This window comes from Aeromonas sp. QDB39, assembly GCF_027707585.1.
GTDB classification, from domain to species: Bacteria; Pseudomonadota; Gammaproteobacteria; order Enterobacterales; family Aeromonadaceae; genus Aeromonas; species Aeromonas hydrophila.
Window position 1 is genome coordinate 16,889 of record NZ_JAPCIV010000036.1, and the last position, 19,444, is coordinate 36,332.

General features: G+C 59.4%; 13 protein-coding genes. 7 read left to right on the forward strand and 6 right to left on the reverse strand.

Annotated elements, in window-relative coordinates; translation table 11 throughout:
• Positions 1 to 221 precede the first annotated feature (221 nt).
• Positions 222 to 1,406, reverse strand: a complete 1,185-nt coding sequence (locus PG899_RS18895) for an acyltransferase family protein (RefSeq protein ID WP_077095443.1) — start codon at positions 1,404 to 1,406, stop codon at positions 222 to 224.
• A gap of 259 nt (positions 1,407 to 1,665) precedes the next feature.
• Here PG899_RS18895 and PG899_RS18900 point away from each other — a divergent pair, with 259 nt between their 5' ends.
• The gene (locus tag PG899_RS18900; protein WP_077095442.1) at positions 1,666 to 2,310 is read left to right on the forward strand and encodes a glutathione S-transferase family protein; all 645 of its coding nucleotides are present in this window, start codon (positions 1,666 to 1,668) and stop codon (positions 2,308 to 2,310) included.
• 492 nt (positions 2,311 to 2,802) lie between these two features.
• Here PG899_RS18900 and PG899_RS18905 read toward each other — a convergent pair whose 3' ends face one another.
• A complete protein-coding gene (locus PG899_RS18905) occupies positions 2,803 to 3,996 on the reverse strand; it encodes a class I SAM-dependent methyltransferase (protein ID WP_049049566.1) in 1,194 nt (397 codons plus the stop codon).
• Between the two features lie 347 nt (positions 3,997 to 4,343).
• On the opposite strand from PG899_RS18905, the gene PG899_RS18910 reads away from it, so the two are divergent.
• Entirely contained in the window at positions 4,344 to 5,858 is a 1,515-nt protein-coding gene (locus PG899_RS18910) for a flagellin N-terminal helical domain-containing protein (protein ID WP_077097030.1), read from the forward strand.
• Positions 5,859 to 6,016: 158 nt separating this feature from the next.
• Here PG899_RS18910 and PG899_RS18915 read toward each other — a convergent pair whose 3' ends face one another.
• Entirely contained in the window at positions 6,017 to 7,447 is a 1,431-nt protein-coding gene (locus PG899_RS18915; protein ID WP_077097029.1) for a methyl-accepting chemotaxis protein, read from the reverse strand.
• Between the two features lie 85 nt (positions 7,448 to 7,532).
• On the opposite strand from PG899_RS18915, the gene PG899_RS18920 reads away from it, so the two are divergent.
• The gene (locus PG899_RS18920; RefSeq protein ID WP_043162739.1) at positions 7,533 to 7,805 is read left to right on the forward strand and encodes an acylphosphatase; all 273 of its coding nucleotides are present in this window, start codon (positions 7,533 to 7,535) and stop codon (positions 7,803 to 7,805) included.
• Between the two features lie 84 nt (positions 7,806 to 7,889).
• Here the strand turns inward: PG899_RS18920 and PG899_RS18925 are convergent, their stop codons facing one another.
• Entirely contained in the window at positions 7,890 to 8,525 is a 636-nt protein-coding gene (locus PG899_RS18925; protein WP_010633965.1) for a glutathione S-transferase family protein, read from the reverse strand.
• A 208-nt stretch (positions 8,526 to 8,733) separates the two neighbouring features.
• A complete protein-coding gene (gene metG / locus PG899_RS18930) occupies positions 8,734 to 10,767 on the reverse strand; it encodes a methionine--tRNA ligase (RefSeq protein ID WP_077097027.1) in 2,034 nt (677 codons plus the stop codon).
• Between the two features lie 186 nt (positions 10,768 to 10,953).
• Between metG and apbC the strand changes: the two genes are divergently transcribed.
• The 4 genes from apbC (at position 10,954) to PG899_RS18950 (ending at position 15,312) form a co-directional block, all read left to right on the forward strand.
• Positions 10,954 to 12,036, forward strand: coding sequence for an iron-sulfur cluster carrier protein ApbC (gene apbC / locus PG899_RS18935; protein ID WP_190284302.1), 1,083 nt, complete (start codon positions 10,954 to 10,956; stop codon positions 12,034 to 12,036).
• Between the two features lie 109 nt (positions 12,037 to 12,145).
• Complete coding sequence (gene udk, locus PG899_RS18940; protein ID WP_011706091.1) at positions 12,146 to 12,790, forward strand: uridine kinase; 645 nt, start codon at positions 12,146 to 12,148, stop codon at positions 12,788 to 12,790.
• A gap of 63 nt (positions 12,791 to 12,853) precedes the next feature.
• Positions 12,854 to 13,435, forward strand: a complete 582-nt coding sequence (gene dcd / locus PG899_RS18945; protein ID WP_011706092.1) for a dCTP deaminase — start codon at positions 12,854 to 12,856, stop codon at positions 13,433 to 13,435.
• 407 nt (positions 13,436 to 13,842) lie between these two features.
• Positions 13,843 to 15,312, forward strand: coding sequence for an inorganic phosphate transporter (locus tag PG899_RS18950; RefSeq protein WP_011706094.1), 1,470 nt, complete (start codon positions 13,843 to 13,845; stop codon positions 15,310 to 15,312).
• A gap of 823 nt (positions 15,313 to 16,135) precedes the next feature.
• Here the strand turns inward: PG899_RS18950 and rne are convergent.
• Positions 16,136 to 19,267, reverse strand: coding sequence for a ribonuclease E (gene rne, locus PG899_RS18955; RefSeq protein ID WP_077097023.1), 3,132 nt, complete (start codon positions 19,265 to 19,267; stop codon positions 16,136 to 16,138).
• Positions 19,268 to 19,444 lie beyond the last annotated feature (177 nt).

Below are 19,444 nucleotides of genomic sequence, written 5' to 3' on the forward strand. Positions count from 1 at the left end.
GAGGCGACAGATGCGCCGGCGCAGCCCCGCCAAGGGCCACAGGACGGGCCATTATGCCACAAATGGCCACTCTGGTTCGAACTGGAATTCACACAAAGCGCAGGGAATTGGCGGGTTTAGATGAGGGGAGCCGCCCTCGCCATGACGCTGACAAGGCTCTCCCCCGGCGTAGCCCCAAAGGCGAGCCATGCTGCCATCGGGGCCATCTTTTGGTGGGGAACTTAGCCGGCTTGCTCCATCACCGGCTGGCGAGCCTTGCCGAGCCGGCGCAGGCGCCGTTGCAGCGGCCGCTCCAGCAGGGTGTAGCTGAGGGACGAGAGCCCGATCAGCACCGCCAGCATCAACAACGTGGCCAGCACACCCAGCAAGGGGTTGGTCTGGGCGTACCACCACGCGGTGAGCCCTGGCGCCAGATAGTGGACAAGCTCGCAGCCGGTGAGCAGCACCAGCGCGTGCAGCAGGTAGATGGAGTAGGAGAGATCCCCCAGCCAGTTGGTGAAGCGGTTATCCAGGAGGCGCAGCAGCGGGCTCTGGCGATCGCCCTGGCAGGCGGCAATCCAGATCAGCAACACGTAGGCGCTGATCAGCAGCAGGGTCAGCTGCGGCGTCATGGTGAACTGCATCAGCGCGAAGGGGAGCAGAAAGGCGAGCAGCAGCGGCAGATCCCGCTGCATCATGGGCCACTGCTGGGCGGCCTTGACCTTCGGCAGCAGCCAGAGGCCGAGCACGAATTCACCCACCCCGCGCCCGATGGCCAGCGCCCCGCTGGTGACATCCAGGGTACCGCGACTGTGCACGATAAAGGCCAGCACCGTCAGGGCCAGCAAGGGGGCGAGGTTGCTCCAGCGGCTGCGGGTGACGGCGAGCGGAATGAGCAGCGGAAACAGCAGATAGCTAATCCACTCCACGCTGAGCGACCAGGCGGCGAAGTTCCAGGTCAACCCGTGATCGGTCACCACCTGCAGCAGCAACAGGCTGCTTGGCAGCGCCTCGGCCGGGGTAAAGGGCGAGCCGAAAGGAGGCATCCCTTCCCACTCCCACATCTTGAACAGGGGGCCGGCGTAGAAGCCAATCTCATGGTGGGCCTTGTAGAGCTCCCAGCCCAGCAGCAGCAGCAGGGTCGCCAGATAGAGGGGATAAACCCGGGTCAGCCGCAGCCAGAGGAAGCGGCCATAACTTATGGTGCGGGGCGAGCGGGCGAAGGCTTCCCCGTAGACATGGGCCAGCACCAGCCCGCTCAAAATAAAGAACAGATCGACCCAGAGGTAGCCGTTCTCGATGAGTTGGGTGTGGCCGGCGATCGACTCCATCCACTGGGGAAAGAGCAGCAAGCGGGCGTGGAACAGTACCACCATCAGGGCAGCGATGCCCCGCAGCGGCGTCAACAGCGGCAATGATTGATTCATGACGGGATCCTTGTGATGTTCAGCTTGGCCTGACATCGATTTTTGTTGTGGTGCCGCTCATCAACCCTGATGAGTCGGCTGCCCTGGCTTGGCGGCCACAGGCGGGATCACCCTACCTAAAAGAGAGCCATACGGGTGTGATTTTCGTCATGAATGCGCATTTATCATCCAAAAACCAGCAAGGGATCAGCGCTGCAGCGAAGGTGAAGAGGGGATCTAGACTAGGGAAGTCATCCATCAGCGTGCGAGGATTGTCCTAATGAAACTCTATGCCCATCCTTTCTCATCCTACAGCCAGAAGGTGCTGATCGCCCTCTACGAGAATGCCACCCCGTTCGAGTACCTGAATCTCGAAGAGCCGACGGCCAACGCCGAACTTGCCGCCCTCTGGCCACTCAAGCGCTTCCCCGTGTTGCTGGATGACGGTCGCTGCATTCTCGAGAGCAGCACCATCGTCGCCCATCTGCAGGCGCACCACCCGGGCCCCGTCTGCCTGATCCCGCCTGGTGATGCGGGTCTGGAGGTGCATATGCTGGATCGCGTCTTCGATAATTATGTAATGACGCCGATGCAAAAAGTGGTGCTGGATGCGCTGCGCCCGGTCGCGGATCGCGACCGTTATGGCGTAGCGGAGGCCCGCGAGCTGCTCGATCAGATCTACCCCTGGCTCGATCAGCGGCTCGAAGGACGCCACTGGATTGCCGGTGCAGACTTCACGCTGGCCGATTGCGCCGCCGCCCCCTCGCTCTTCTACGCCGACTGGGCCCACGAGATCCCCGCTGGCTATGGTCGCCTGCGTGCCTATCGCGCCCGGCTGCTCAGCCATCCCTCCATCGTGCGGGTAGTGGAGGAGGCCAGGCCATTTCGACACTACTTCCCGCTGGGTGCGCCGGCGCGTGACTGAGCGGGATGGTTTGTGCCGGGCGGAATATTGCCGCCGCGGGTAATGTGCGAGGCGGACAGGGGCATGACGGGATCAACCGCAGGGGAAAAACAGCAGTATTCATTCGATTGAGTGAGTATGCATTTATGGCCGATATTTCCCCGAGAAATTTTGAATATTGATGCGTAATACTTCATGTTTTTGCATAAAAATACCGGGAATGTCCGTGCTGGTGGGCTGTGTATGCCATGTCTGGGGTGAAAGAGAGATGAGAATCTGGCTAACGATGCGGCAATTCCAGGTTGAGGATGGCTGCAGTCAGTCGAAGAGGATTGTTGGGGGCACCCATCGCTGCTGGTGGCAGAGTCAGAGTCAGGGTGAGGGCGAGGTTATCTCTTTGGCGGCCGCATAAAAAAAGCCCGCTTTGAGCGCGGGCTTTTTGATGGCTTGCCGAACCCAGTCCTGGCCCGGATCTGGAGCCGGGGACAGGGGGGCAGCGCTGGTCTGCCCGGCTTAGCGGGCGCGCACCACCAGCCCCTTGAGGTAGAAGCCTTCCGGATAGGCGGTACCTATGGGGTGATCGGATGCCTGGGACAGGAGCTCCAGGATCTGGGCGTCGCGGCCAGCATCGAGCGCCGCATCGGCGACGATTTTCTGGAACAGGCTCTGCTCCATCAGGCCGGAGCAGGAGTAGGTCAAGAGCACGCCACCCGGCGCCAGCAGCTGGAACGCCAGCATGTTGATGTCCTTGTAGCCGCGGCAGGCGCCCAGCAGCTGGGCCTTGCTCTCGGCAAACTTGGGCGGATCCAGCACGATGACGTCGAACTTTTCGCCCTTCTCGCGGTATTCACGCAGCAGCTTGAACACGTCGTGACGGACGAACTGGGTGTTGCTGGTATCCAGCCCGTTCAGTTCGGCGTTCTGGCGGGCGATATCCAGCGCGTTCTGGGAGAGATCGACGTTGACCACTTCCTTGGCGCCGCCCTTGAGGGCGTAGACGCCAAAACCACCGGTGTAGCAGAAGCAGTTGAGCACCCGCTTGCCTTCGGTGTACTTGGCGGCAGCCTGGCGGTTGTCCCGTTGATCCAGATAGAAACCGGTCTTGTGGCCGTTGCGGATGTCTACCAGGATCTTGACGCCGCCATTCTCCTCGATCACCACCGGCTCGGTCGGGGTTTCGCCATAGATGACGCCGGTACGCTCTTTCAGCCCTTCCTTCTTGCGTACCGCCACGTCGGAGCGCTCATAGATGCTGCACTCGGGGTAGAGGGTACGCAGTGCTTGGGTGATCAACTCGCGCTGGAACTCGGCACCGGCGGAGAGAATTTGGCACACCAGAAAGTCGGCGTAGCGGTCGATGGTCAGACCCGGCAGGCCGTCGGATTCGGCGGCGCAGAGGCGATAGCCGGTGAGGCCCTGACGCTTGATGAGCCCGTCGCGGGACTCCTGGGCGTATTTGAGGCGACGGATGAAGAAGTCGAGATCGACGGTTTCCTCTTTGTCGAAGGTCCAGACCCGGGCACGGATCTGGGAGCTGCCGGACCAGGCACCGCGGGCGAGCCACTTGCCATCCTGGGTGTAGATCTCGACGGTATCGCCATCGATGGGGTTGCCCTGTACCCGCTCGATCCCCTTGGAGAAGATCCAGGGGTGGCGACGCAGCAGGGATTTTTCGCGGCCTTTGACGAGATAGATGGAAGCGCTCATGGGGGTTGCCAGATGGTCAAAAGAAAAGGGGCCACATTCTAAGGGCAATAGGGCGGCTAAGCCAGTCTTTGCTGGTATATGACGAATGACTCATCTTTGCCGTTGGACAATGGTTGGATGCAGGATATGCGCAGTTTGAGGAGATTTCTTGTTGGTGTTGCAGACTGCTTATTTCAGTGGCTGTGGTTTGAGGTGCTTAATTTATGTTCAATAATCGTTTCTTGATGCGCAAAATATATCCATATTGGTATTTTTATCTTTATTTTGTGAGATTTCCTCTAAAGAGCCATTTGGTGATGTCGATAGAGTGGGGGCTATTTTGAATCTTTCCTTGCATCGAGCTGTCCATGTCACTTTCTATTGCCACCAATGTTTCTGCCCTCAATGCGTCTCGCCATCTTGGTCAGTCAGCAAATACGCTGGACTCTGTATATCGACGACTGTCATCCGGACTGCGTATCAACAGTGCCGCCGATGATGCAGCCGGCTTGCAGATCAGCAATCGTCTTACCAGTGAAGTGAACGGAACCAACACGGCGATCCGCAATGCCAATGATGGGATCTCGGTCATCAATGTGGCCGATGGTGCACTCGATGAGTCGGTAAACCTGATGCAGCGCATGCGCACCTTGGCTCTTCAGTCGGGAAGCGGTGCCAATACGGCAGAGGATCGCGCGGCCTTGAATGCTGAATTCAAGCAACTGCAGTTGGAGATGGACCGGATTGCCACAGGCACCCGGTTTGCCGGACAGGATCTGCTGGTGGGGAGCTACAAAGGCATTTTTTCGGTTGGTGCTTATGCAGGACAGAATACCGTCATTACCGATCTCAATGCCCAGACCAAAAATTTGGGAGAGATGGAGTGGCAAGCGCGCAGTCCGGCAGGCATCAAGCCGGGGGCATATGACATTGCTGATCTCAAACTTTCATCTCAACCAGTGACTCTCAATGGCGTGACCTTTGACAAAGATTATTCCACCCTGGAAGCATTCGTGGCAGATATCAATGGCACCACTTTCCCCAATAATGAGGGGCCGGTAAAAGCACAACAACTGCCTTTTTCAGTCGCTTCTGCAGTCGATTTATCCGCATTGCCATCCTATATCGATGTGGCGGGCCACTCTGTGGACTTGACCACCGGCATTGACATGACTGGATGGGATCCGGTCAATCCGACAGCGAAAAATAGTGCCATCATGGCAACCGTGGTTCAACGCATCAACAGTACTGCTCAAGCGGCAGGTCTGGGTTTTTATGTGAGTGCCTCCAACAACAGCAATCCCGCCAGCAATGCTTTGACCATGCATAGCGCTCAGGGCAACAGCCTGGCGCTGGCCAATGGCACAACAGCCCCACCGCAGCCCGCTCCACCGGCGCCTCCAGTGAGCAGCAACTCCTCTTTGAGCGCTCTGTTGCCTGATGTTACCCCCACGACGTATATCGGTCAGATGGAGCTGCATTCATCAGGCGACAAGTACTCTAACATCGATATGCAAGGGGCTAGCTTGAATGCGCTGGGCTTCTATCAAGCGGACAAGAAGAAATACACCGTTGATAACATTGATGTTCTGAATAATGACAATGCCAGCAGAGCGATCAAGACGCTGGATGTGGGAATGAAACAGCTGGGAGTGCAGCGTGCGAGACTGGGCGCGCAGGCCAATGCGCTGGATGCACGGGTGCGCAATCTTGCCAATGCCAATGAGAACCTCAGTGCTGCCCGTTCACGGATCCGTGATGCCGATATGGCGAGTGAGTCGGCGCGTCTGGTTCGTACCCAGATCTTGCAGCAGGCTAGCTCATCCATATTAAGTCAGGCCAATAGTCGGCCCAATATGGCACTTAGTCTGCTGCAGTCATGAGCAACAAGTTGAACTCATGGCACTCTGCAGTGCCATGAGTTCAACAAAGGGATTTCTCCCTTGGCAGATGATTGTGAAGTCATGATATTCAGATTGTGAATTGATGCTGAAACAACGGAGGCCGTCCCATGGATGGCCTCTGCTGTTTGGGCGGTACGTTAGATTTTTAGCCCTTTCAATGCCTGCGCCAGCTCGGTGGCGGTGGCCTTGAGGCCGGCGGTGCCGGCCACCGAGGCGCTGGCGGACTCTTCCACCTGGCCCGCTTCGTGGCGCACCTGATCCAGATTGCGGGTGATCTCCTCGGCCACCGAACTCTGCTGCTCGCTGGAGGTGGCGATCTGGGTGCTCATCTCCAGCACCGCATCGCTGTGGTTGCTGAGTTTGTCGATATCAAGCCCCACTTCGCTGATCAAGGCCTGGCTGCTGGCGGCGCGACCTACGGTTTTCTCCATGATGTCGTTCAGCGCGCCGGTGCCGGCCTGCAGCTCTTCGATCATCTGCTGGATCTCCACCGTGGCCTGCTGGGTACGGCTGGCGAGGGTGCGTACCTCGTCGGCCACCACCGCGAAGCCGCGGCCCTGCTCGCCGGCGCGGGCTGCCTCGATGGCGGCATTGAGGGCCAGCAGGTTGGTCTGCTGGGAGATGGCATTGATGACGTTGACCACTTCGTTGATGCGATTGGCGTTGTGGGTCAGCCGTTCCACCGCGCCGGAGGCGTTGCCGATCTCGTCGGCCAGGGTGCGGATGGCGGCGATGGTGCGAGATACCCGGGCGGCGCCGTTGGCCGCCTCTTCGCTCGACTGGCGGGTCTGCTGCAGGGTGTCGTTGGCGTTGCGGGCCACTTCACGGATGGCGGCAGACATCTGCTCCATGGCGGCGGCCAGGGAGTCCATGTGCTGGCGCTGGGAGCGGGCCATGCTCTCACCCTCGCTGGCGTGATCGCGAAACTCGTCGGCGGCCAGGGTGAGCGCCTCGGCGGACTCTTCCACCAGTTGCACTATCTTGTGCTGGCGGTCGGTAAACCTGTCGATGCTGCCCGCCAGAATGGAGAACTCGTCCCGTACCGGGAAGAAGTTGAGGCGGAAGGTGAGATCGCCATCCGCCACGGTCTGCAATGCCTTGTTGGTGGAGTAGAGCGCACCGGAGACAAAGGTCATCAGGTAGTGGGTGACCAGGGCCAGCAGGGCAGCCAGCACGGCGATGATGGTGAGCGTGGTGCCCTGACCATCCCACATGGAGTAGCGGGAGGCATCCAGGGTGCCGGTGACGATCCCGGCCTGACCGGCGCTGGCACCGTATCGATAGATGTCGCCCTGCCGGGTTAACCCTGTGCTGCCGGTCGGACTCAAGGTGAGCTCTGCCGGCAGGGTGAGACCGGCGTGCTGGCTTGAGAGCTGGGCGCTGAGTTCGACCCGCTGCTTGAGCTGATCCAGGCGCAGCTGCATCTGTTGCTGATGGCCGTCGGCCAGCAGATACCAGCTGAGAAAGGCAATGAACAGCAGCGGGCACCAGAAGGTGATGAGAAATTTTTCGCTGATCGTGAGGTGAATGAGATAACGGTCAACCCACCGAAACTTTACTTCTTTCATAATGGTATTGCGTCCTGCAAGGGGATGAGAGTGTCGCGCTCATTATCGCCTTGGGGGGAAATTTCTTAAGGGGAAGGTGTGAGAAATGGGAGAGCAATCGTTTGTCGTGCGAGTGTGGGGTCTGGTTCAGGGGGTGGGGTTTCGTTACTTCACCCGGGAGCGGGCGCTGCAACTGGGGCTGCGGGGCCACGCCTACAACCTGGAAGATGGCTCGGTGGAGATCCTCATCTGCGGGCCGGAGCAGAGCGTGCAAATGATGCTGGGTTGGCTGGAGCGCGGGCCGCGCACCGCCGAGGTGACCCGGATGGAGTATGAAGCGGCGCCACCGCCCAAGGGGAACGGCTTTCATACCAATTGAGCGCCTTGCCACGCCAATGACGCCGAACAGCCATGAAAAACGGGAGCCACACAGGCTCCCGTTTGCATCGATGGCACTCTTGAGTCAGCCAGCCTGGGCGGCATCGGCGATGGCCTGGGTCTTGGCCAGCACCGCCTGCAGAGCGGGGCGTTTGGCCAGACGATCCCGATAGGCCGCCAGCTTGGGGGGAATGGTCTGCTCGAAGCGGGTGGCCCACATCAGGGTATGGGCCAGCAGCAGATCGGCGATGGTTACCTGCTCACCCAGTAGGTAACCCTGCTCGGGTACCCAGGATTCGGCGATGGCCGCCGCCTTGTCGAACTCCCACTTGGCGGTGGGGAAGATGGCCGGCAGGCGCTGGGCCTCGGGCAGAGCGAAGCGGTGCTTGCCGATGGTCCACAGCGGCTGCTCCAGCTCGCAGGTGATGAAACTGACCCACTGGGCGTGCAGCGCCGAGGCCTGGGTCCCTCTGGCCGGCAGCCAGTTCGGGCCATACACCTCGGCCAGGTACTGCATGATGGCGGCGGATTCGGTCAGCACGAACTCCCCGTCCTTGAGCACCGGCATCTTGCCGCTCGGGTTGAGGGTCAGAAACCAGTCGCTGCGGTTCTCGCCCTTGGCGAAGTCGAGAAACTGGAACTGCCATGCCACGTCCAGCTCTTCCAGTAACCAGGATACGCGCAGGGCCCGGCTGACGGGGGTGCCATATAAGGTGATCATGCTTGCTCCTTGCCTGATGAAGGGGGCCATGGGCCCGAAGTGAATCGCCAGTCTAGGCAAATTACCCAGGTGCAACAAGCACCGAAAGGGGGAGCGCGTCCACAACCCAGGGCGTTTAGTGGGGAGAGGAGAGAGGGAAGGGGGCGAAGAGGGAAAAATAAAAGGGAGGCCGCAGGCCTCCCTTGATTGCTTGATGACCGGGCTGCGCTTACTTGACGCGCATGCCGGGCTGGGCGCCGTCCTGCGGCTCCAGGATCCAGAGATCCTTGCCGCCCGGGCCTGCCGCCAGCACCATGCCTTCGGACATGCCGAAGCGCATCTTGCGCGGGGCCAGGTTGGCCACCATCACGGTCAGCTTGCCTTCCAGATCTTCCGGGTTGTAGGCGGACTTGATGCCGGCAAACACCTGGCGGGTCTCACCGCCGATATCCAGCTGCAGCTTGAGCAGTTTGTCCGCTTCCGGTACTGCTTCGGCCTTCTTGATCAGCGCAACGCGCAGGTCAATCTTGGCGAAGTCGTCGTAGCTGATGGTTTCGCTGATGGGATCGTCTACCAGCGGGCCGCTCGCTTTCGGTGCCTGCTCTTTGGCCAGATCTTCCTTGGACGCGTCGATCATGGCTTCGATTTTGGCCGGTTCGATACGGGAGAACAGCGCCTTGAACGGGGCCAGCTGATGGTTGGTTAGCGGCTGGGCGACACCGTCCCAGCTGAGGGTTTCCCCCAGGAAGGCTTCGGCGCGCTCGGCCAAGAGCGGCATCACCGGCTTGAGGTAGGCCATCAGCACCCGGAACAGGTTGATGCCGACGGAGCAGACCGCCTGCAGCTCGGCATCAGCGCCTTCCTGCTTGGCGATGACCCAGGGAGCCTTGTCATCCACGTAGCGGTTGGCCTTGTCGGCCAGCGCCATTATCTCGCGGATGGCGCGGCTGAACTCGCGGCTCTCGTAGGCCTCGGCGATGGCTGTGCGGGCGTTGGCGAACTCGGCGTAGAGCTCGGGCTCGGCGCAGGTGGCGGCCAGCTTGCCGTCGAAACGCTTGGCGATGAAACCGGCGTTGCGCGACGCCAGGTTGACCAGCTTGTTGACCACGTCGGCGTTGACGCGGGCGACGAAGTCATCGAGGTTCAAGTCCAGATCGTCGATGCGGCTGTTGAGCTTGGCGGCGTAGTAGTAACGCAGGCACTCCGGATCCAGGTGATTGAGATAGGTGGAAGCCTTGATGAAGGTGCCCTTGGACTTGGACATCTTGGCACCGTTGACGGTCACGTAGCCGTGCACATTGACCTTGGTCGGCTTGCGGAAACCGGCGCCTTCCAGCATGGACGGCCAGAACAGGCAGTGGAAGTAGGCGATGTCCTTGCCGATGAAGTGATAGAGCTCGGCCTCGGAGTCCGCTTTCCAGTAGCTGTCGAAATCGATGTCGCCGCGCTTGTTGCACAGGTTCTTGAACGACGCCATGTAGCCGATGGGGGCATCCAGCCAGACGTAGAAGTACTTGCCCGGGGCGCCGGGAATTTCGAACCCGAAGTAGGGGGCGTCACGGGTGATGTCCCACTGCTGCAGGCCGCTTTCGAACCACTCCTGCATCTTGTTGGCCATCTCTTCCTGGATGGCGCCGGAGCCGCGTACCCACTCTGCCAGCCATTTTTCAAACTGCGGCAGATCGAAGAAGAAGTGTTCGGAGTCCTTCATCACCGGGGTGGCGCCGGAGACGGCGGATTTCGGATCAATCAGCTCGGTCGGGCTGTAGGTCGCGCCGCAGCTGTCACAGTTGTCGCCATACTGCTCCGGGGACTTGCACTTGGGACAGGTGCCTTTGACGAAGCGGTCCGGCAGGAACATGGACTTTTCCGGATCGAACAGCTGGGAGATGGTGCGGCTCTTGATCTTGCCGCCGGCTTGCAGACGGGCGTAGATCAGCTCCGCCAGCTCGCGGTTCTCGTCGCTGTGGGTGGAGTGATAGTTGTCAAAACTGATGTTGAACCCGGCGAAGTCGGCCTGGTGCTCCTTGGAGACGGCCGCGATCATCTCTTCCGGGGTGATCCCCAGCTGTTGGGCCTTGAGCATGATCGGGGTGCCGTGGGCATCGTCGGCACAGACAAAGTGCACCTGGTGACCGCGCATTCGCTGATAACGAACCCAGATATCGGCCTGGATGTGTTCCAGCATGTGGCCAAGATGGATGGAGCCATTGGCATAGGGAAGGGCGCAGGTTACCAGCATTGTACGAGGATCAGTTGCCATATAGTCGTTCTTGATGTGCTTGTTGGGATGATAGAGTGCCGTGCATGTTACCCGAATTGGGGGTAGCCTGCCTAGGGTTGTGGCTCGTCCGCTCTGCCGGCGCACGCTGGCCGACCAGCAGGCAAGCCACTGATTTGTGTGCGGTAACCGTTCACCTCAAGATAAAGACAAGATAATGAGGAGTTAATGGTGATTGATTCAGTAAAACAGATCCTCGCCGAATTTAAGCCAACTGGCTGGGGCAAGGATCTGGTGGCTGCCGGCTTCGTGCGCAGCATCGACAAACAGGGCTCGACGCTGACCATCAAGCTGGTGCTGCCCTTTGCAGGCCACTCCCTGTTTGAGCAGATCAAGCAGGAGTTCGATGCTCGTCTGTGCAGCGCCACCGGCGCCACCCGTATCGACTGGGTGGGCGAAGTCGAGGTCGCCAGCCTGCCGCGAGCGCAAGGGCTGGCGGCGGTGCAGGGCATTCGCAACATCATCGTGGTCGCCTCCGGCAAGGGCGGGGTGGGCAAGTCCACCACTGCCGTCAACCTGGCGCTGGCGCTGCAAAAGGAGGGGGCGCGGGTCGCCATTCTGGATGCGGACATCTATGGCCCCTCCATTCCGACCATGACCGGGACCTTGAAGGAGCGCCCCGTCAGCCATGACGGCAAGCTGATGGAGCCGGTGATGGCCTGCGGCCTCAAGAGCAACAGCATCGGCTATCTGGTGGCCGAGCAGGATGCCACCATCTGGCGTGGGCCCATGGCGAGCAAGGCGCTGGCCCAGATCCTCCACGAGACCCGCTGGGGTGAAGTGGACTATCTGGTGGTGGACATGCCGCCGGGTACCGGCGACATCCAGCTGACCCTGGCCCAGCAGGTGCCGACCACGGCGGCGGTGATCGTCACCACGCCGCAGGACGTGGCGCTGGCAGATGCCCGCAAGGGACTGGCCATGTTCAACAAGGTCAGCGTACCGGTGCTCGGCATCATCGAGAACATGAGTTACCACGTCTGCAGCGCCTGTGGTCATCATGAGCCGCTATTCGGTACTGGTGGCGGCCAGAAGATGGCTGAGCAGTACCAAGTGGCGCTGCTTGGCCAGCTGCCGCTGCACATCGACATCCGCCAGCACATGGACGATGGCTGTCCGACCGTGTTCGGCGCCCCGACCGGGGAGCTGGCAGAGGCCTATCTGAAACTGGCCCGTCGGGTGGGGGCTGAACTCTATTTCAGCGGTAAACCGATTGCGACCCCCCTCTATGCCATGGCGCTGGATGAATAATCGGCGGTCGACCGCCTGGGGTGGATTTGAGGGTGGGCATGGCTCACCCTTTTTTATATAATGGATCGGTTTAAACCATCCCCACTGCTCTTCTCTTTAGGTATTTTCAATGTCTGATACTCAACATTCGTGTGTGATCATCGGTATTGCTGGTGCATCCGCTTCCGGCAAGAGTCTTATAGCCCAAACCATCTATGAAGAGCTGGTGGCCGAGCTGGGAGCCGGTCAGATTGGCGTGATCACCGAAGATTGCTACTACCGCGATCAGACCCACCTGACCATGGAAGAGCGGGTCAAAACCAACTATGACCACCCCAACGCGCTGGATCACGATCTGCTGGTCCAGCATCTGAGCCAGCTGGTGCAAGGTGATGCGGTCAATATTCCCCAATACTCCTATACCGAACATACCCGCATGAGTGAAGTGACCCCGTTCGCACCGCGCCGGGTGATCATTCTGGAAGGGATCTTGCTGCTGACCGACAGCCGCTTGCGGGATCTGATGGATGCCTCCATCTTCATGGATACCCCGCTCGACATCTGCCTGCTGCGCCGCCTGGTGCGCGACGTGCAGGAGCGTGGCCGGACCATGGATTCCGTGCTCAAGCAGTACCAGAAGACGGTGCGTCCCATGTTCCTGCAGTTTATCGAGCCTTCCAAGCAGTATGCGGACGTGATCGTCCCCCGTGGCGGCAAGAACCGCATCGCCATTGACATGCTCAAGGCGCGTATTCGCCACATGTTGATTGGTTGAGATATATCAAGCCGGGTGATGCCCGGCTTTTTTAAATGAACAATTTGTCAGGAGAGTCGCCCAATGCGTCTTTGTGATACCGATATCGAACGTCATCTGGATGAAGGCAAGATCGTCATTGAGCCCAGACCCGGTATTGAACGGATCAGCGGCGTCAGCGTCGACGTGCTGCTGGGCAACGAGTTTCGGGTGTTTCGCGATCACACCGCCCCCTATATCGATCTGAGCGGCCCCAGCAGCGAAATGGCCGACGCCATCGATCGGGTGATGAGCGATGAAATCCATGTGCCGGATGGCGAAGCCTTCTATCTGCACCCTGGCCAGCTGGCCCTGGCGGTGACCTATGAATCGGTCACCCTGCCGGCCGACATCGTGGGCTGGCTGGATGGCCGCTCGTCCCTGGCCCGCCTTGGGCTGATGGTGCACGTGACCGCGCACCGCATCGATCCGGGCTGGTCCGGCCGCATCGTGCTGGAGTTCTACAACGGCGGCAAGCTGCCGTTGGCGCTGCGCCCCAAGATGAAGATCGGTGCGCTGAACTTCGAGATGCTCTCCGGTGTGGCGGCGCGTCCCTACAACAAACGGGAAAACGCCAAGTACAAGAGCCAGCAGGGTGCGGTGGCCAGTCGCATCAATCAGGACTGAGATCGGATCGACAGTCGAGCCGTCGGCAATGTGTTAAAAGAGGGCGCCGGTGGCGCCCTTCTCCATTTGCTTCGGCAGATTGATGTGGCGAAGAGGGCAGGGCGAGGGAGTGATCTTGCCTGCCATTTGTACAAACAGGGCGATGCGGTCGGTCGAAAATTGACGGAGCCTAAGTCGGTGAGAGTGATTTTTGCGGCATACTGATGATGAATTGTTCCCATTTGGGAACTGTTTTTGTCAGGCAAGGTCTGTTTAATTAATCAAGGACAAGCCGCATGGTGACTGGCTCTAAGCTATTTGCTGACGGAATGCTCTTTTTTTTTCTTACTGAAATATTTCAACAACGGGTATGGCGTTACCAGCCTTCTGGCATAATCCGCCGCAACTCATAAACAGGTTCGTTTTTTATGTTTGAAATGTTTAGTGGTTTGGGTTTGTGGTGGTCAATCGGTTTGGTATTGGCCGTTTTTTTTGTGTTGGCCTATGAATTCATCAACGGCTTTCACGATACCGCCAACGCGGTAGCAACGGTTATCTATACCAAGGCGATGCCGGCACACATGGCAGTAGTGGCCTCCGGTCTGTTCAACTTTGCCGGGGTCATGATGGGTGGTCTGGGGGTGGCTTATGCCATTGTCCACCTGCTGCCCATCGATCTGCTGCTGGGGATGGACTCCACTCAGGGTCTGATCATGGTGTTCTCCCTGCTGTTCTCCGCTATCGTGTGGAATTTGGGTACCTGGTTCTTCGGGATCCCGGCCTCCAGCTCACACACGCTGATCGGCTCCATTCTGGGGGTAGGCGGCGCCTATGCCTGGATCAGCCATCAACCGCTGCAGGAAGGCATCAACGTCGCGAAAGCCATCGACATCATGCTTTCCCTCATCATCTCTCCCACCGTCGGTTTCATCATCGCCGCATTGCTGCTGTTCGCCATGAAACGCGTATGGCAGGGCAGCAAGATCCACAAGACCCCGGAAGAGCGTCTGCTGGTGGACGGCAAGAAGCATCCGCCGTTCTGGGCGCGTCTCACTCTGGTGGCATCTGCCATGGGCGTGAGCTTTGTGCACGGTTCCAACGATGGCCAGAAGGGCATCGGTCTGGTGATGCTGGTGCTGATCTGCATGGCTCCTGCCTATTTCGCACTGGACATGAACAGCCGCTCCTATGATCTGGATCGCACCCAAGATGCCAATCAGCGCATCATGGAGATCTATCAGCGCAACCATGAGCAGGTTTCCAAAGTAGTGAACTTCAGTGTGCCTGCCCAGGCCCAGGAAGAGTTGATGACCCACTGTGCTGCCGATGGTGCTCTGCAGGCCATGGCCACGCTGGACAATCGTCTTGCCCAGGTGCGGACCTATGAAGAGATGGACCTGACCGACCGCCGTGAAGTGCGCCGTCTGCTGCTGTGTATCGACGATACCGCTCGCAAGGTGTCCAAGCTGCCGCTGCCGGCCAAAGAGCTGACCGACCTTGCCAAATGGCGCAAGGATCTGACGGCCACTGCCGAATATGCACCGACCTGGGTCATCGTCTCCATCGCGCTGGCGCTGGGCTGTGGCACCATGGTGGGCTGGCGTCGTATCGTCTACACCGTAGGCGAGAAGATTGGCTCCTCCGGCATGACCTACAGCCAGGGGATTGCCGCCCAGATCACCGCTGCCGCCTCCATCGGCGTGGCCAGCTTGACCGGGATGCCGGTATCGACCACTCATATCCTCTCCTCTGCAGTAGCGGGGACCATGGTGGCCAACAAGTCGGGCCTGCAGAGCCAGACCATCAAGACCATCCTGATGGCCTGGGTGCTGACCCTGCCGCTGACCATGCTGCTCTCTGGTGGTCTGTTCCTGATCAGCCATCATCTGTTCAGCTAATAGCAGATACCAAAGCATATTGAGAAAGGGCCCTTGTGGCCCTTTTTTCATGGCCTCAAAACGGATATGTGATGCCAAGCTCCCGCCAGCCGTTTTTCCAATTTGACCATCTCCTATATGCCATCAAACTATTTTTTCAATCCAATCAATTACTTCTCTCACCCACTAAGATCATCCCCACCCATCACATGTATTCAAAATAGAGGGCAGTGGCCGATTGGGCGTCTTTTGCGGTTCTGCCCCTGCTAGGGAGATGCGAGGGCCATGGAGTTGTTCGGCTAAGGTCGGTGCCTGTCATCTCATGGCACATGACGGCCTAAATTAGCAGATGGGATTAGCTGTGTTGGCGGCGGTGGAGGAGAGGTCTTTGCCTGCATTGGTCAGCAGTACGTCTGGAGTGCCGAGAGGATGGATGGTCGAATGGACAACCGGTGTCGATTGATAGAAGCATACGCACACCAAGCTGACTTCGAGATGGGTGGCAGGCTTGTGGCCATTCAGTTCATGCGCGCCAGTGTCGTGAAGGATGTCTATACAGCTCGATATTTGTATCTGTGCCGGCTCTTATCTTATCCACTCTGCCAAAGCAAGGAGCTATACAGTCGCAGCAGCAGGAAGACAAAACAAGGAGTGTGGATTGAACCGCAGCGAGTCAATGGCTGTGGTTATTCAATATGATGGGAGAAGCTTGTGGCTCTAAGTGCTAGTAGGTAGCGGAGTAGTAAAAGGACTGGTAACCGAGACGAGCTGACGGTGCTATGCCGCACGCACATAAAAAAAGAGCCACACAATGTGTGGCTCTTTTTGTCAGACTAGCGAGTCATCAAGGACGACCGGCCGGGCTGGTTGCAACGTTCACGGCAGCGGTGCTGCCGCCATGGCGACCTGAGCTTGCCACTTCACTGCGCACCAGCGGCGCATGATCAACCGGCTCGCGTACCGGCAGGGCAGGGGCAGCAGCCGGAGTTGCCATTGGCGCAGAGGCCTTGCGGGCACCGGCCAGCAGGCCACCACCACGTTTGACTTGCTTGGTCACAGGGGCTGCTACGGCAGCTGCTACCGGAGCTTCGTCAGCGATGACAGGCTCAGCGACCGGAGCTGGCTGTTCAACTACCAGAGGGGCAACCTCGGCTACAACCACTGCCGGAGCCGCTTCTTCAACTGCTGGTGCAGCAGGTGCCGCTTCAACCACGGCAGTCTCGATGGCCGGAGCCTCGACAGCAACGGCTTCCGCAATGACCGGGGCAGCAACTTCTGCAACCACTGGCTCGTTGACAACCGCTACCTGGGCTTCTTCAGCAACTACCGCTTCGGTTACCACTGGCTCTGTGGCCACGACTTCAGCCTGCTCGTGAGCCTCGGCCACAACTGCTTCAGGCACGACATGCTCAGTCAGCGCAGCAGAGGCCTGCAGGGCGGCGGCAACCGCTTCAGCACTGGGGATGGTGATGACAGGAACTGCCGGCTCTTCCACTTTCACCTGGGCGGCATCTGCCTGGGCAGCTGCAGTCAGGGTAGGGGTAGCGCCTTCGGCAGACTGTTCTTCATCTTCACGCTGGCTGCGGGCATCTTCATTGATGCGCTTGCGACGTTGGCCTTCGATACGCTGATTGCGCGGCGTACGACGGGAACGACGCTGGCCTTCGGCCTGCTCATCGTGTTGCTCTACTGCGTCGGTGGTCTCTTCGGCAACAACCGGAGCATCGGCGGGCAGGGCGGCAACGTCGCTGACCGGGGCATCGACCCGGATCTGCTTGCGCAGTTGACGACGTTCGCGACGCTCAGCCACTTTCTGCTCTTTTTCCAAACGCGGCTCGTCGTTGACCATGGTGGTATCGACGGTTTCTACCGCGTCAACGACCACTTCGGCGCGAGGTTCACGCGGAGCGCGGGGTTCACGAGCCGGGCGCGGTGCGCGGGGTTCGCGTTCCTGACGTGGCTCACGAGCCTCGCGAGGTTCACGTTCCATGCGCTGTTCACGCACTTCGCCACGGGCTTCACGCTCCTGACGCGGCTCACGCTCTTTGCGGGGACGACGGTTGCGGCTTTCACCACCTTCACGGTTGGCACCCGCTTCCCGCTTCTCTGCGGTATCGGCAGGGCTGCGGTTACCACGGTTGTCATCACGACGACCACGCTGACCACGGCTGCGGGTTTCATCGCGTTGATGACGATGACCCTCATCCTTGCGTGCTTCGCGCTGGGCTGCCGGTTTGTCGGCAGGAGCCTTCACGTCGGCAGGGGCGGTGTCGGAACCGAATAAGCCGGAGATGGCCTTGAACAGTTTGCCAAACAGACCAGCTTCGGGCGCGGCCGGTGCAGCAGGAGCCACGACCGGGGCCGGCGCGGCGGGAGCCGGCTGGGGCGCCTGGACAAAACCTTGCAGCAGCGGTTGTTCGCGCTCGATCACCTGAGCCTGCTTCGGCTGGTAGACCGGCTTGGCAATCTCGGTTTTCAGCTCGTAGCTGGCCGCTTCCGGGATCTCGTTCTGACGGATGCGGGTCACTTCGTAGTGCGGGGTTTCCAGATGCTGGTTCGGAATGATGTAGACACGCACATCATTGCGCTGTTCCAGGCTGGCGATGGAGGCACGCTTCTCGTTGAGCAGATAGGCGGCAACATCGACCGGCACCTGACCGTGAACCTGCTCGGTGTTGTCCTTCATGGCCTCTTCTTCGATGAGACGCAGGATGGACAGCGCCAGTGATTCGTTGTCACGGATCACCCCCTGGCCCTGGCAACGAGGGCAGATATGGCTGCTGGACTCGTTGAGGGAGGGACGCAGACGCTGGCGAGACATCTCCAGCAGACCGAAACGGGAGATCCGGCCCAGCTGGATGCGGGCACGATCCTGATGCACCGCTTCACGCAGACGGTTTTCCACTTCGCGCTGATGACGAACCGGGGTCATGTCGATGAAGTCGATGACGATCAGACCACCCAGGTCGCGCAGGCGCAATTGACGGGCAATTTCGTCGGCCGCTTCCAGGTTGGTTTGCAGCGCAGTCTCTTCGATATCGCCGCCCTTGGTGGCGCGGGAGGAGTTGATATCGATGGAGGTCAGTGCTTCGGTCGGATCGATGACGATGCTGCCGCCGGAGGGCAGACGCACTTCACGCTGGAAGGCCGACTCGATCTGGCTCTCGATCTGGAAGTGGTTGAACAGGGCAACTTCACCCTTGTACAGCTTCACGCGATTGAGGAAATCGGGACGAACCAGCTCGATATGCGCTTTGGCACGCTCGAAGATGACCGGGTTGTCGATCAGGATCTCGCCGACATCGCGACGCAGGTAGTCACGGATTGCACGCACGATGACGTTGCTTTCCTGATGGATCAGCACTGGTGCAGAGCGGCTCTGTGACGCCTTGTGGATGGAATCCCAGTGGTTGAGCAGAACGTTCAGATCCCACTCCAGCTCTTCCGGGGATTTGCCCACACCGGCGGTACGCACGATGAGACCCATGCCGTCCGGCACGGTCAGGCCGCTCAGGGCTTCTTTCAGTTCAGTCCGTTCATCACCTTCGATACGGCGGGAGATACCGCCGGCGCGAGGATTGTTCGGCATCAGTACCAGGTAGCTGCCGGCCAGACTGATAAAGGTAGTGAGGGCTGCACCCTTGGTGCCACGCTCTTCCTTGTCGATCTGGACGATCACTTCCTGGCCTTCGCGGACCACTTCTTTGATGTTGGGACGACCCTGATAGGAGTAACCGGAGGGGAAGTAATTGCGGGCGATTTCCTTTAACGGCAGGAAACCGTGGCGCTCGGCGCCATAGTCGACAAAAGCAGCTTCAAGACTGGGTTCTACGCGGGTGATTTTGCCCTTGTAAATGTTCGCTTTTTTCTGCTCGTGTCCCGGACTTTCAATATCCAGATCGTAGAGCTGTTGTCCGTCAACCAGCGCTACGCGCAACTCTTCTTCCTGAGTCGCGTTGATTAGCATTCTTTTCATTGAGTTCTCGTTATTTTGTCATTTTGATTTCCTCCACAGGATCCTGCCGGCGCCGGCCTCGGGTCTTCAGCATACTGGGGCAACCTCCCGGTTGGGGTATGCATGAGGCGCAAACTAAGGGCACTCTGGTCCAGCCTTCTCAAGAAGGCATGAAAAGGATACCGGTGTGGAGACAAA